The organism is Leptospira interrogans (genome assembly GCF_900156205.1).
Taxonomy (GTDB): Bacteria; Spirochaetota; Leptospiria; order Leptospirales; family Leptospiraceae; genus Leptospira; species Leptospira interrogans.
On the sequence record NZ_FTNA01000001.1, the window covers coordinates 210,373 to 224,890 of the forward strand.

A 14,518-nucleotide genomic window follows, 5' to 3' on the forward strand; every position below is an offset into this window, starting at 1 on the left:
ATTCGCCATTTTAATTTTTTGTAGAGTTATAATTTGAATTGAGAAAATAAACTCTGAAACTTCAAAAGTATTCCACAATTTAAATTAGATTTAGTTATTTTAAACTCGATTGCAAAAAGTTAAAAGCACATACCCGATTTCTTCCGGAAGTTTTTGCTTGATACAACGCTTGGTCGGCGTTTGTAAAAGCTTCTTCCAAATTCTGTTTCCCTCCGGAAACCCCAATACTCAGAGTGACAGGATTTCCATCTTTTAATCGAATTTGATTTTCTACTTCCTTACGTAATTCTTCAGCGATGTTTATAGAAATTTCTTGACCAACTCCACACAAAAAGATTGCGAACTCTTCTCCACCCCAACGACAAACCACATCTGTTTGTCGAATCGAACGACTGAGTATTTGTGCCACTCTTATCAAAGTTTTATCGCCAGCGTCATGTCCAAACCTATCGTTTACCTGTTTGAAATGATCAATATCAATCATTAAAATTGCCCACTCATTTTTATGACGATTTTCAAGAGCAATAGATCGTTGAGTCAACTTTAAGAAACCCCTCCGATTCCAAATGCCAGTTAATGGATCTGTATGAATTAATTTAGATACTTGGTTCATCGAAGAACGTAACTTGACATACAACACTAGAACAATAAAGAAAGTAAATGTAAGCACCCAAAAAGGCAAAAGATTCTTTATAATATAAATTATATATTCAAAAATTTGAATTTCATGGACCAACCAAATTTCTTCTTCCTTAATTTTGACTCCAATCCAAAAACTTCCTTTTTGTAGAAAAAAAGATTTCTTAGATTCTAATATCGAGGAAAATACGGAAGAAGGTAATCTATCATTTAAAGCGAAGTTGTCTGGTTTAGCGACAATTTTTCCATTTTCATCTATGAGCATACTTCTTCCAATACAATCACCGCTCTCTAATATTCTTTGCATTGCATCTAAGCCTATATCGATTGCCGCAACCCCCATAAATTTTCCTTTTACATAAACTGGCTCAGAAACCGAAATCATCAAACCCTTCCCGGCAATATCTTCATACAGATCCGTGATGATCTGACGTCCGGCTGGGTTGGCGATTGGATTCGCTTGGGTCCAATAAGGTTCCGCATAAAGATCATCCGTAAAATAATAATTCTCATCTTTAAACTTTGGAGTAATATATAAAAATTTGCGTTCTGATAAGTAGTAAGCCCAAACTACTTCACTTTGTTTCTCAGTTAAGGACTCAAATTGACCTCTTAAATTTAAAGCTGCTTCTATCTCTTTGAGAAGTGAAGGATTCAATTTATGAACGGAACCTACTGCAGTTAAAGTGCCCGCGTCTGGACCTGAGCCTTCTTGATTTTCCCGACTGATATGAGGAATTCCAAATCTGTTTAAGTTCGGATAATTTTTAAATTTTTTAATGAGATCTGGGTTTATAGGCGTATTTTCATAAAAAGTTAAATAATCTGTAATAGACAACCCCAAGGCTCTCGTTTGTGATCCAACTTTACGGATATAGTCTTTCATCACACGAGCTCTCATACCGACAACTCGATCGATTTCTTTTTCCATTCTGAAGTTTTCATAAATCAGAAAAAGAAACATGAATATTAGAATAATTGCTAAAAGCGAAAAGATGATTCTCTTTTTGACTCTTACATTTTCGATTTGTGAATTAATCTGAGTCTTGAATTGCAATTGGATCACCTCGATAAACAAATCGCTTAGTGGAAAGATGACATAGGTTCCATCGAAAAGGAAATCCAAATTCTTTTTCATCAATTATCAAAATCAAATTTGAGAATTTATATTGTAAAACGTAAATGAATCTTCAAATTTTAGGGTGTAAAGATGATAAAAAGACAGCAATTTGACAAAAACAAAATCTTTTATGATTGCAATAGTTTCTCGATTATAGAGTTTATGATCGTTATAAACCTTTGTGTTCTTTTTCTAACGATAGTAATTTTATAAAATCTTTATATTGGGTTAGAATTATTTTATTAAAAATTACAGAAATAATTTCGTTTTATAACAAGAAAAGATATAATATTAAATAATTATAAACTTGGCTTAAAACATTTCCGTTGTAGTATCAAATACACAAACCCGATTTCTTCCCAAAGTTTTTGCTTGATACAATGCTTGATCAGCGCAAGCAAACGCATTTTCTAAACCACTACCACTACTCTTTCCGCTTTTTCCTTCAGAAATTCCAATACTTAGAGTGACCGGTTTTCCATCTTTAAGTACAACCTTACTTTCAACTTCTTTACGAAGGTGTTCTGCAATATTTATTGAATCTTCCGGAGTAACCCCAAAAAGAAAAACTGCAAATTCCTCTCCACCCCAACGACATACCACATCAGTTTGACGTATATTAGCGCTTAGTATTTGAGAAACCTTAATTAGAATTCTATCCCCGGTATCATGTCCAAACCGATCGTTTACTTGTTTAAAATGATCTATATCGATCATCAAAATCGTCCACGATTGTCCGTGACGATGAATCGTCACCAAAGACTTTTGTGTAAGTTTTAAAAAGCCGCGTCGGTTTGCAATTCCAGTCAGAGGATCTGTATGAATCATTTTTGAAACCTGTTCCATAGACGCTTTCAATTTTATGTATAAAATGGAAACGATCCCGAGAGTGCATATCAACCCCCAAAATGGAAGTAGATTTAAGATAACCGAAAATAAAAATTCTACCGCCGAAATTCGATGTACCAATCGCACTTCTTGATCTTTGATTTCGAAAAAAGCCCAATAGTATCCTTCTTGTAAAAAAATTTTTTCCGAAGGTCCACTTGGGAGTTGAATCGTTGAATCATTTATATCAATCCAAGATTCCTTTGCGATGATCTTATTATTTTCATCTATAAGAATACTTTCCCCTATACAATCGCCTACAGCTAAAACTCTACGCATTGCATCAAGACCTATATCAATTGCTGCGACTCCAATAAATTGATCTCTAAAATATACTGGTTCGGAAATAGTGATCATTAATCCTTGTCCACCAATATCATTGTAAAGCTCCGATATGACTTGTTTACGCTGAGGATTCGTTTTAGGAGTTGCCTGAACCCAAAAAGGTCTTTGATAAAGACCTTCATTAAAAATATCTTTATACGGCTTCAATGTAGGCGCAAAATAAAGAAACTTCTGTGCAGATAAATAATAGGCCCAAACCACTTCACTTTGTGTTTCTGTTTCTACCAAGGTTTCAAATTGCCCACCGAGTCCCAAAGCAGCTTCTACTTCTCTTAAAAAAAACGGAGTTATAGAAGCGGAAGTTGCTAAAAATTCAGAAGTAGAAGAATTTGTTTTTATCTGATTTCTATTTCCAAAAATTTTTAAACTGGAGTATTTCTTAAATTTGTGAAGCACACGTTTATCTAAAATAGAATCTTCATAATAGTCCATAGAATGAGAGATTGAAAGTTTTAGAGCCCTGGTTTGATTACTGATCCTTCGAATATAATCCTGAGTTACTCTCGCTCTCATCCATACGACACGATGAATTTCACTTTGTATCTGTTTTACTTCGTAAACAAACGTTCCAATCATCAAAATCGGGATAACGGCTAAGACCATAAGAATCTTCTTTTTTTGTATCCTTGATTCGTTTTGTTGATATACGTTCATTTCAGTTCAGGCTCTTCTCGAATACAGAATCTTATAGAATTTGATTCTTCGCAAATGTTTATTGAATTTGATTTTGATTAAAAAGTACCATTCTATATTTTAAGAATACTTTTGGATATTGGGAATAAAACAAAATCCTCAAAAACGTCATTTTTCCTAGTTAGTTTGGTAATACAAAAAACGAACGATTTTTAAAAAATAGAACTTAAGCCGGGATTACCTAATCCCTAAGAATAGAGTTTTATTCATTTTCATACAAATCCGGATTTAGAGTTTAGAGGTTAAAATCTTAGGTATTTTTGTTTTATAGTTCTAAATAATTTTCTACTATACAGTGATTCATCCTAAGTCACGCGTTTGAACTGGCCTTTCCACAAGTCAGTTTAAATTTTGATATGATGAAACAGAAAAATATTTCCCTATCAAGAAAACTTTGAATCAGATTTTTTGAATATTTTTAAAATTGAATCGCAATCATCGGGATTTTTTGCCATAATTCACCTTACCATTAAAAAGGAATTATTGTCAAAAATGATAAAGTCTTTGCGTATTTCCTGCATATTTTTCATTCTAATTTCTTTTCTTACTTTTTTATTGAACTGTTCTCAATTTAAACAAAACAATCCTATTGCTTCTAATGGTGTCATTGATTTATCTACTTGGAATCCTAATATTGAATCGATTAATCTAAAAGGAAATTGGGAATTTTGTTGGGATCAATGGATTCCGCCAAATGCAGAAGAATCTCAATGGAAAGAAAATTGTAACGGATTTTATCCAGTTCCTGCTTATTGGAAATTTTATAATATTCCCGGAAAAAATTTATCTCCTTTTGGTAAGGCTACGTATCGATTAAAAGTAATTTTACCAACCTCTTTTCACGATTCTTATGGTATTCGATGGACCGAAATCTTATCTGCATTTCAAATTTTTATAAACAATAAATCCGTTGCACAAATTGGTGTTTTGGGAACGGACTTCAATACCATGACTCCAAAACTCAAACCAGACAGGACAGAAATTGGTCCACAAAACAACCAAATGACGATCGTCATTTGGGTTTCGAATTTCAATCATCAAAATCATGGTTTTTGGCAACCTATTTATTTAGGTAAATGGGAAATCATCAGAAATACTCAAGTGAGCCATCTCATGATGGACATCGCAAGTTTTGCATCTGTAGCTTTAATTGGATTTTATCATTTGGTTTTATTCCTTTTTAGAACACGTTCGAAGGAATATTTATTTTTTGGACTTTTTTGTATTTCAATGGGGATCCGTCAGCTTAGCGTTGAAGATCACGCTTTTATAATATTCTTTCCTGATATAGATTTTGATTTTTACATTCGTTTTATATATTTTACGGTTCTATCAATTGGAATCTTTATGTGTATGTTTATCAAATCTTTATTTCCGGAGGAAGTTTCTTCTTTTTTTATTAACTCGGCAATTGGAGTTTTTGGTTGTTCGAGTTTTACATTAGCTTTGCCTGTTCGAGTTTTTACTGAATTCTTTAGTATTATCTTTGTCTTAATTTCTTTTCTGCCCTTGGGCTTAACCACATATCTATTTAAAGCGCATAAAATGAAACGAAAAGGTGCTACTCTTATTCTAATCGCATATCTCATTTTTTCTACAGTAGTATTAAACGATATTCTTTTCACGTTAGGATATATTTCGACCGGTTACATTTCCTATATTGGAATAACCGTTTTTATTTTTTTCCAAGCTGGAGTGTTAGCCCAACAGCTCACACAAGCTTTTAATCATTCAGAAGATTTGGCGCTGGAGTTAAAATCAACTTTACAAGAAAATATCGAAACTCACAACGAATTACTTGCACTGAAAGAATTACAAAATACAAACTTAGAATTTCAGGTTCAATCCAGAACGAGAGAATTACTCAAAGCGCGCGATGATGCCGAATTTGCAAATAAGGTTAAATCTCAATTTTTAGCCTCTATGAGCCATGAAATTAGAACTCCTCTTAACGGTATCATCGGTTTGATCGAACAATTTAAATCGACTCCTCTAGACGAGAATCAACAGTATATTCGAAATTTGATTCAAAAAAGCGGAGAGAATCTTCTTAAGATTATCAACGATATTTTAGATTTTTCTAAATTAGAAGAGGATAAAATAAATTTAGAACTACACGAATTTTACTGGAAAGAAACCGTAGAAGAAACAATAGGTATTTTTCTTTATCAAGCAACTCAAAAAGGTCTTGTTTTATCGGTTGATTATTCTCCCGATTTTATAGACAAATCTGTGGGAGACAAACGTAGGATTACACAAGTTCTTTCCAATCTGATTTCAAATGCGGTTAAATTTACCGATTCTGGTAAAATTCAAATTCGTGCGTTTTCTGAAAAGATAGAAACAAAAATCGAATATAAGATTCAGGTAATAGACTCTGGAATTGGAATTCCTAGAGAAAAAATTGATTTGTTATTTCAAAAATTTTTTCAACTCGATTCGAGCATTTCAAGAAAATACGGTGGAACTGGTTTAGGCCTTGCAATTTCTAAAAAACTAGTCGAATTGATGAACGGTAAAATTCATGTATCTCAAAACAAATCTAAAGGTTCCACGTTTGAGTTTACGGTTTTATTATCCGAATTTGTTTCCAAGGATCATTCAACTTATCTTCCAGAAATCACAGATCTTTCTTCTTTATCTCCGGACACTTTTATTTTAATCGCCGAAGACGATTCTACCAACATTTTTCTTTTATCTGGTATTCTTAAAAAGCTCAAGATCAAATTTGAGTTGGCCAAAGATGGCTTAGAAGCGATCACAAAGGTCAGAGTTTCAAGATTCGATTTGATTTTTATGGATATAAACATGCCTCATTTGGATGGGATCAGTGCTTCTAACTTTATTTTGACGGATCCCATGATTTCTCCTAAACCTGTAATCATCGCAGTAACTGCAGACGTTCTTCAAGAAGATAAAATCAAATGTAGACAAGCGGGAATGTCTGATTTTTTAGGAAAACCTTATTACAAAAAAGATATAGAACAAATGATCTATAAATGGCTCGTAATTCATTGATAATATTCAAAAAGATATTTAAATATTATAATTTCTTTTAATTATAATATACCCATTCCAAAGACAATAGATTAACCTACTTTTTTTCGGTAAAATAAAATGTGTGTACTATAACTCTTACAAATTTTTATAAAATTGAATACCGTGGGATCTTAATTACAAGGCTCTATTTCAATACAAGATATTGAACATTCTGTTATAGTTTTTAAGTGATCTTATCCAAAAATCTGTAAATCACTATAGACGTAATTTGTAGGAACTATCACAAATTACGATGTTACGAATAAACCCTAAAACTGTAGAAACTCATACTTTCAGAAAATTCTTTCTCATTTCCTCACACAGAACTCGTACTAATTTAAATCACCCCAAAACGACTCGGTAAGTTTTTATAACTTATACTTTTTGAAACGCGCACATTCTTGAACCGAGTCTTATAGAAAGCTCAATTATAAATGTTTTGAGACTGAGCTTAGATTTTTCTATTCAATAGATTCTAATTTCTTTTTTGCCAATTCATAAATAATCTGAAATTGTTCTGGAGTCATTTTATTTTGCGCTCCCACAAGAGAATTTTCAATTTCACTATGATTATGCAAGTAAGGAACATTCAATTTTTGTAAATCACTCGGAGTAATATAAATCGTTTTATCTCCTTTGGCTACGGATAAATAATCCGCATCATTAATTTTTTTAGAGTGATTTTGATGATTTTCTAATTCTATCCGCCCTTCACAATGACAAGTAAACGTCATATCTCCGTAAACCGAAGTGTAAAATTTAGTTCCTCTCACACCGGCAGTCGTAGTAGGAGTATGAAGATTCATTTTTTCTCCTTTTAATAATTTATTTGTTAAAATCCAAGAGCTTCCTTTATCCTGAAAAAAGTTTTTTTCATCCGATGATTCCTTTACTTGAAATTTAGAATCCGACTGAACTTCTATTACAGTCGAATTCTCTCCAAAAACAAGAGTAGCGACCGATTTAGGTCCAGTCAAAATTACATCTCCGTTTAAAATCTCTTGAGAGACAATCGCCTTGAACTTTTGTTCTCCTCTTTGAACGGAAATTTCGCCTTTTAGAAACGCAATTCTTCCTTTGGTTTGATCTGATTTATTTTCTTTACAATGAAAACTTAAGACGATCAGACCCACTAAAACAAATAATATAGATATTTTTTTCATAAATTTTGTACTCCGAATTTTAAACGATCTTCTATATGAGGTTTATTTTCGCAACAAGGTTCCTGCCAGATAACCCATAGGTAAATATGCACCCACTAAATCTAAGACGGTAAACCATAAAGGTGAAGGCAGCATCATTACATTTGCAATTCCACCGATTAGAAAAAGGAATCCAATTCCCATAGCAAGCTTAACCTTGTGATTGAAACTTACCTTTGCAGTCAACAACGCCCCAGCAAAAGTACCAAGTGCATGAGCTAAAAACGGTAAAATAAAATGTTTAGGTTCGAATAAATGTAGGGATGACCTCAGTCCTTCCATTGTAGTCACATCTACCCCAGTAGGAGGAGGAATGATATGCCCACTGACCATGATAATTCCCATGTTTACGATGCTACCAAAAACGGCTCCCGCGACCAAAGCAATGATGTTTTGAACGATCGGATTCATATTCTATTGTCCTAATTTTATTTTTTGAACCAATTGACTTACTACTTATTTTACAACTCTTATGGATCGATTTTTTTACTACAAAAAAACAAAATGTAGCTTTAAATCTTATATTTCAGAGCCTAACTACGTTTGTGAAATTTATAATATGAGGGCAATGTTTTTATTTTTGGAAATTTCAATAAAATGAATTTTTAATTTGATGAGAACCGCAGAACAACGATTTAATGCAAAAATTTAATTTTAAGACCAATGGAATAAAAAATAGTGTCTAAATAACAATTATTTCAATTTTAAAGAAGAAAAAGTTTTTACCCAATCTTTTTTTAGGTATTCGAAAATTTTATGTTTATTAACCCGAGCATCTCTTCTTCCAAGTTCATAGGCTTTTCTAACTCCAACTGGATCCGTATAATCGAAAGAAGTAATCGGTAAAGGCTCTGAAGGAGTTTGTAAATAACATCTTTCTAAAAGTTTTGGATCTTTTCCCACAATCGTAGTAGGTTCATAATAAATTCCGATCGTCTTTTTATCAGGAGGGAACGCTTCCAAAAGTAAATTGTTGGTAAGTCCGCCATCGAAATAATATTCTCTTTCAAGAGTTTGAACCGAAACAACCGGAGGAACAGATGAGGAGTTGAGAATAATTTGCTCTACCGTTTGTTCATTGTCGAAATCTTTTTCCGTAAATAAGACTTCCTTCATATTCCAATTTCTGAGTACTCTTTGCATCCTTTCCGTATTTAAACCGCGTTTTCTATCTCTTTCGTCCTCTAAAAAAGCTTTTGCGGTTTCTGCAATTAATCTTGCCAATCTAAATTTATTTTTTAGAGAATCTTCCTTTGGGATCGCCCTCAAAGTGTGAATATATACCTTAACCCCAGATTGAATGATTTTTTGAAAATCCATACCAAATCGAATCGTTTTTCGATACATCTCTTCATGCGGGAAAGCTCTTTCTCCTTTAAAAAGTCGGCTCCAATAAAAGTTAGCTGGATTTTTTCGAACTATATTTTCAAAGAAAGCAACACATTCCTCCTCGTCTCCACAAATTAAACAGAGTACCATCGCGGCACCGGCAGAGACTCCCGACACTTCCTTAAACTTTAAACCCCAAGATTTGATCTCATGCCCAAAACCCAATCCATAAAAAGCCTTACATCCACCTCCGGCGATCGCAAAACAAATTTCATTTTCCAACCAAAGACCTTGGAATACTTCTCCCAATCGTTTTTGAGGTTCCTGTTTTTTTTCAAAGGCGACAGAATCGTCTAAAATGGGCGGCATTCATTTCTCCGAATTTATATTTTTACCATTTTCAGATCTCATTTACTTTTATGGAAAGAAATTATTTTATTTTGCCACTAAGACTATATAATAAAGTACTCAATCGTTTACACTTCAATAACATAAATTCTGCATAAGAAAGTTTGGCAAATCCGGCATTGTTAGACCACTCTTTTAACTTCGATTAACAAATTGAGCATTCACTTAAAAACAAAATCTTTTCCTGAATTCAATTTGTTATAGAACGCGATCCGCAGGGGAGCGTTTTGCTGAGTTTGAAAGAACGTTCTACTGAATTCCTCTATCTTAGTCAACTTCGGATTGGATTATATCAAACTTACATTAAATAACACTTAGTCAGAATATTTACGGCTACTCAACTTTATAGTGAACAGTAGAGGACTTTTACGAGTTTGAGTTTAGATTCATTTGATTTATAAAAAGTATTTTAAATAAATCGAATACATTTTAATTTGAACTCAATTTCAAACACGAATGAATAGAATTTTCAGTAGTCAAATTTCTTCCTTACGGAACTCATATTAATTAACCTGAGTTCGACATAAAAAAATCTGGGTTCCCTACGGCAAGCCGGACCGGGCTTTCAGCTCTGGTCAATAAATTGTATATAGTAAACATTATACAACAATCTTCTTTAGCTTCAATTTAGAACGCAATCATAGAGAAGCGTTCTGCTGAGCTTCCTCGCATCAACTCCTTTCACATTATACCGGACTCATATTAAATTAAAAACAAGTTATATTAGAACATTTTGTTTTTATTATATTTTTATTGGCAATTTATCACTCAGGCTCATAAAAATAATCTCAAAAATTAGAGGCTTATTCTGCAAAGATGAAAAACTGCACTTAACTCGGAATCATTGGCTTTTTTGAATATAACCTCTATGTTCCATCCAATCTCCCAAATATAAAGCTATCCAGCTAGAAATTAAGCCTGGGATCGAAGCTGGTATTTCTAATGAAAGTATATTACATAAAAACCATGTACAAAATCCTACAATCATAGAAAATATAGCTCCGGTAGAAGTAGAATTTTTTCGAAAAAGCCCGGCGACAAGAGGGATAAACAAAGAAACAAGACTCAAAGCAGACGCCTGAGATACTAATTCGTAAATATTACTTTTTGTATTTGCCATTGAAAGAGAGACTAACGTAATTGCTATCACGGAAAGTCTAAACAACCGAAGAAGGGTTCTTTCACTCGTTTTTTTAAAAAAAGGGCGGATTACATTTTCCCCCAATACGGAGGCTGATGCAAGAATCGCTCCGCTGGCTGTACTCATCACTGCGGACAATAGAGCCCCAAAAAACAAAATCTGAGTAAAAAGTCCAGTGTGGGTTAGTACGGTTTTGGGAAGAATCATCTGTGCGTCTTCTTTTGCAATTTCAGGATATATCTTTCTCGCACAAAGCACAGCAATCAAAGGTAGAAAAGCCACACTTAAATAAAAAAACGATCCTAATAAAGAAGAATAAACGGCTACTTTTTCAGACTTAGAAGCCATTACCCTTTGAAAAATATCTTGTTGTGGAATCGATCCTAAACCAATCGTCATCCAAGCCGCTATATATGCGAAAATACTTTTAGCATTCATCTCAGGAAAAAATTTAAAAAAACCAGGTTTTGTAGATGCGAGTATCTTCTCGATTCCGCCCGCTTTAGAGCTTAGATCCCAAACTAGATAAGAAAGTCCTAATACGATTAAAACGGTTTGTAAAAAATCGGTAAGAGAAATCGCCCACATTCCTCCAATTACAGTATAAATCAAAACGACTCCGGCTCCCGCAATAATACCGGTAGACACGGGAATATCGGCTAACGAATGAAAGATGATTCCTAAAGCAACAAACTGCGCGGCAATCCAACCGAAATAGGAAGGAATCATAAATACACTCGATAAAATTTCGGCTCTTCTTCCAAACCGATTTTTATAAAAGTCTCCAAAAGTAAGTATGTTCATTCTATAAAGGGGTCTTGCAAAAAATAAACCTACAAGAAATAGACAAAGGGCAGCGCCAAACGGATCTTCTATAACACCTAGAATTCCATCTTCCACAAAACGAGAAGAAGCCCCAAGTAAAGTTTCAGAGCCGAACCAAGTCGCAAACAAAGCGGAAGATGCAAGAAACAAAGGTAACCTTCTACCTGCGAGTACATAATCCTTTGAATCGCTTACAAATCGAGAAGCAACCGCCCCGATTAGTATCGTAGTAAAGAGATAAAAAATAACTGATATTGCGAGCAACGAATTTCCTTGATTACCCCTTTCTTATGTTTCCCTCTGAAAAGCAACCAATTCTTATGTTACAAACAAGTTCGCTTTAAAAGAAACCTCTATAAAATGAATTTTCTAGCGAATAACAATCATAAAATCCCAATTTCATAAAGAAAATTGATGTTAAAACTTTTTTCCTATTTTATAGAGATCAACTTAAATTTAGAACTATAGAAAAATATCCCTTTCGCGTTATGTTGAATTCACGCTAAACTTAATGACCGATTTTATCAAAGATAGAGAAGTTTTCAAAAATTGAATTTAATCGGAATTATTGACTTCTTTGAAGTAGATCCTACATTTTAAAATTTTGAAACAAAGTTCTTAAAAATTTTCCCTTTCGAATCCCACTATTTTTTTCGATATATAAACAAGAATGTTTTCCAAAGATTTAGATTCTCCTCCAAATAAACCTATACAAGTACAACATTCCATTAAAAATAAATTCAAAATTAAAAGAATATTTGTCTTATTCTTTATCGTAGTAATTCCGTTAGACGTTACTTTTTTTAAACCTTTATTTTCTCAGACAAACCCTCAAGACATTGCAGAAACAAAACCTTTGTTGAGAGTTTTTCCATCTTATCGAAGGGAAGAATGTGACTGGGCAATCCGCTGGGACATTTGTTTAAGTTGTTTGAAAATCGGCAGACGATACGCACAAAAAATTCACTTTTATACTTCGGGTCCATACCGAGAACACGGATGTTATTCGGAAGAAGAAGGATTTTTTTTAATGGAAGAATAAAAGACAATTAGCTTCCTTAAAATGTTTCCATTTTTTTGAGAGATTACATCTTTTAGCAGTGTATTCTTTAAGAAAATAGTTGTCGCCAATTTGAAAACAATTCTGATGTTTTCAAAGAAACTTTTCAAAGTGAAAAAATAGAAATACAATTCACAAAACAGTGATTTAATCCCGTTATTTAAATCGAAAATTGTTAAATCATTTCCAAATTGAATCAGAAAACGTTTAAGAATAGTTTCTAAGTAAAGAGGTCAATGGCATAAATGCTTTTATTACGCTTTTTTAAATTTACTTATCTTTTCCTAATTGTATGTGTTATCCAATGCACTACAACCGGAAGTTCACCTATTGAGTCCGTAATTCTAAATTTTAATAAAAACAAAAAAAGTTATAAAATCGGAGTGATAGACTTTATTCATTCCGAAAAACAGACAAACAAATACAATTCCATGATTTCCGATTTGTTCATAGTAGAATTATCAAAAGATTCTTCTAATATTTTAGTCGAAAGAACAAAACTTGCAGAATTATTAACAGAACATTCATTAGAATATTCTGGTCTTCTTGATTCTGACCAAGCCAGAAAATTAGGAAAAATAATTCCGATTGATCTCATTCTTACTGGATCTTATTCGATTCAAAAAATACAAACGCAAGAAGAAATTAAAATATCAGGACGTTTTATTCATGTTGTAACGGGCGAAATCGTTTATGCTTTTAATACTACAATCACTCAAGAAAATCAAGACTCAATAACGAATCAAAATTCCTCTCAACAAACGACACCGGAAAAAAAATGTCCTGGCAACTTAGAAATAGAAACTCTTTTAAAAGATTTATCTACGGAGTCTAAGATTCAAGAACTCGTTCAAAAAGCAAAGAAAGTATCCTTTCAAGAAGAATGTGGAAAAATTCACGGCCTGATATTATCGAGTTTTATTCGTCATAAAATTGATTCAAAAGAATATAATATTTTCTTAATGGATTCTTTAAAAAAATTTCAAAACCCAGACGAAAATTATCGAGTTTTGGACAGCCTACGTTATTTTCAATTGGATAAGCGTATAGATGAAGAAGAATGGTTATCTGGAAAAGATGTAATCCAGAGGGTTCCCGTCGGAGGTCTAACAAGATATATTGTATATTTATTAAATATACAATCCGAAACAAATAAACAACTCATTCTAAAAAGAGCAGACGAAATTATGGAGTTGGGAATTCAAAAGAAAATAGGAAGACCCGTCGCCATACGTAAGGAAGAGATTGTACTTTCTATTTTATACGCTTTACAAGATTCTAAAGCGTTTTTGGATTCGGATTTGACAGCGCTTGTATTTTTTGATAAATATAAAAATATCGTATTTGATACTTCTGCAGAAACGAATAAAGTTTTTTCTATTTTTGATTTTTTATCCAATCACTATTTTAAAGAAACAAACGAAAATAAAAAAGAAATGATCTTTTTAAGAATTCAAGATTTCTTAAGTTCTGTAAATATCTCAGAGCAAAAAGAAAAGAAATTAGATGACTTTCTTGGAAAACTCATTTCAGCAGCGGGTAGGTCTAAAACATCTGAAGCGACATTATACAAAACGAATTTTAAAAGTCTGTTCCAGTCTTTATCAAAAGAAATTTGTGTGATTGTGGATAAAAACCCTTATCCAGCCCAAAAAACTTCTAGAATCAAATTTCTTTCGGAAAACGAATGTATTTGCAAATGATTCATTCAAATTCGCTATCGATTTCTATATATTAGAATAACATGAATTTTGAAAATAATTTCTAAATAACGTGAGTTCAACGTAAAAAAACGAGAAAGAATTTTCTAAAAATATGAGTCCCTACAA

9 protein-coding genes and 1 pseudogene are annotated in these 14,518 nt (G+C 32.8%); 4 read left to right on the forward strand and 6 right to left on the reverse strand.

Annotated features, from left to right (window positions below):
• Positions 1-94: 94 nt before the first annotated feature.
• Positions 95-1,777, reverse strand: coding sequence for a sensor domain-containing diguanylate cyclase (locus BW942_RS00915; protein WP_000739835.1), 1,683 nt, complete (start codon positions 1,775-1,777; stop codon positions 95-97).
• Between the two features lie 91 nt (positions 1,778-1,868).
• Here BW942_RS00915 and BW942_RS22190 point away from each other — a divergent pair.
• Positions 1,869-2,058, forward strand: a pseudogene (locus tag BW942_RS22190) (hypothetical protein).
• Positions 2,059-2,071: 13 nt separating this feature from the next.
• On the opposite strand, the gene BW942_RS00925 reads toward BW942_RS22190, so the two are convergent.
• Positions 2,072-3,646, reverse strand: coding sequence for a sensor domain-containing diguanylate cyclase (locus tag BW942_RS00925; protein ID WP_001103844.1), 1,575 nt, complete (start codon positions 3,644-3,646; stop codon positions 2,072-2,074).
• Between the two features lie 531 nt (positions 3,647-4,177).
• Between BW942_RS00925 and BW942_RS00930 the strand changes: the two genes are divergently transcribed.
• The gene (locus tag BW942_RS00930) at positions 4,178-6,703 is read left to right on the forward strand and encodes an ATP-binding protein (RefSeq protein ID WP_000597511.1); all 2,526 of its coding nucleotides are present in this window, start codon (positions 4,178-4,180) and stop codon (positions 6,701-6,703) included.
• A gap of 482 nt (positions 6,704-7,185) precedes the next feature.
• On the opposite strand, the gene BW942_RS00935 is transcribed toward BW942_RS00930, so the two are convergent.
• The 4 genes from BW942_RS00935 to BW942_RS00950 form a co-directional block, all read right to left on the reverse strand.
• Entirely contained in the window at positions 7,186-7,887 is a 702-nt protein-coding gene (locus tag BW942_RS00935) for a FecR family protein (RefSeq protein ID WP_000723989.1), read from the reverse strand.
• 42 nt (positions 7,888-7,929) lie between these two features.
• Positions 7,930-8,337 carry a hypothetical protein gene (locus tag BW942_RS00940; protein ID WP_001068355.1) on the reverse strand — a complete coding sequence of 136 codons (408 nt, stop codon included), beginning with the start codon at positions 8,335-8,337 and terminating at the stop codon, positions 7,930-7,932.
• A 282-nt stretch (positions 8,338-8,619) separates the two neighbouring features.
• Positions 8,620-9,624 carry a patatin-like phospholipase family protein gene (locus tag BW942_RS00945; RefSeq protein ID WP_001134756.1) on the reverse strand — a complete coding sequence of 335 codons (1,005 nt, stop codon included), beginning with the start codon at positions 9,622-9,624 and terminating at the stop codon, positions 8,620-8,622.
• An 880-nt stretch (positions 9,625-10,504) separates the two neighbouring features.
• On the reverse strand, positions 10,505-11,893 hold the full coding sequence (locus BW942_RS00950; protein ID WP_000879800.1) for a high affinity choline transporter 1: 1,389 nt from the start codon (positions 11,891-11,893) through the stop codon (positions 10,505-10,507).
• A 406-nt stretch (positions 11,894-12,299) separates the two neighbouring features.
• Between BW942_RS00950 and BW942_RS00955 the strand changes: the two genes are divergently transcribed.
• Both BW942_RS00955 and BW942_RS00965 read left to right on the forward strand, forming a co-directional pair.
• On the forward strand, positions 12,300-12,671 hold the full coding sequence (locus BW942_RS00955; protein WP_000491588.1) for a hypothetical protein: 372 nt from the start codon (positions 12,300-12,302) through the stop codon (positions 12,669-12,671).
• Positions 12,672-12,934: 263 nt separating this feature from the next.
• Positions 12,935-14,392: a CsgG/HfaB family protein gene (locus tag BW942_RS00965; protein WP_000925584.1), complete on the forward strand. Its 1,458-nt coding sequence runs from the start codon at positions 12,935-12,937 to the stop codon at positions 14,390-14,392.
• Positions 14,393-14,518 lie beyond the last annotated feature (126 nt).

Excerpts from the sequence above, each read along its gene's own strand:
- BW942_RS00915 (WP_000739835.1), bottom strand. The coding sequence starts at position 1,777 with ATGAAAAAGAATTTGGATTTCCTTTTCGATGGAACCTATGTCATCTTT.
- BW942_RS00925 (WP_001103844.1), bottom strand. The coding sequence starts at position 3,646 with ATGAACGTATATCAACAAAACGAATCAAGGATACAAAAAAAGAAGATT.
- BW942_RS00930 (WP_000597511.1), top strand. The coding sequence starts at position 4,178 with ATGATAAAGTCTTTGCGTATTTCCTGCATATTTTTCATTCTAATTTCT.
- BW942_RS00935 (WP_000723989.1), bottom strand. The coding sequence starts at position 7,887 with ATGAAAAAAATATCTATATTATTTGTTTTAGTGGGTCTGATCGTCTTA.
- BW942_RS00940 (WP_001068355.1), bottom strand. The coding sequence starts at position 8,337 with ATGAATCCGATCGTTCAAAACATCATTGCTTTGGTCGCGGGAGCCGTT.
- BW942_RS00945 (WP_001134756.1), bottom strand. The coding sequence starts at position 9,624 with ATGCCGCCCATTTTAGACGATTCTGTCGCCTTTGAAAAAAAACAGGAA.
- BW942_RS00955 (WP_000491588.1), top strand. The coding sequence starts at position 12,300 with ATGTTTTCCAAAGATTTAGATTCTCCTCCAAATAAACCTATACAAGTA.
- BW942_RS00965 (WP_000925584.1), top strand. The coding sequence starts at position 12,935 with ATGCTTTTATTACGCTTTTTTAAATTTACTTATCTTTTCCTAATTGTA.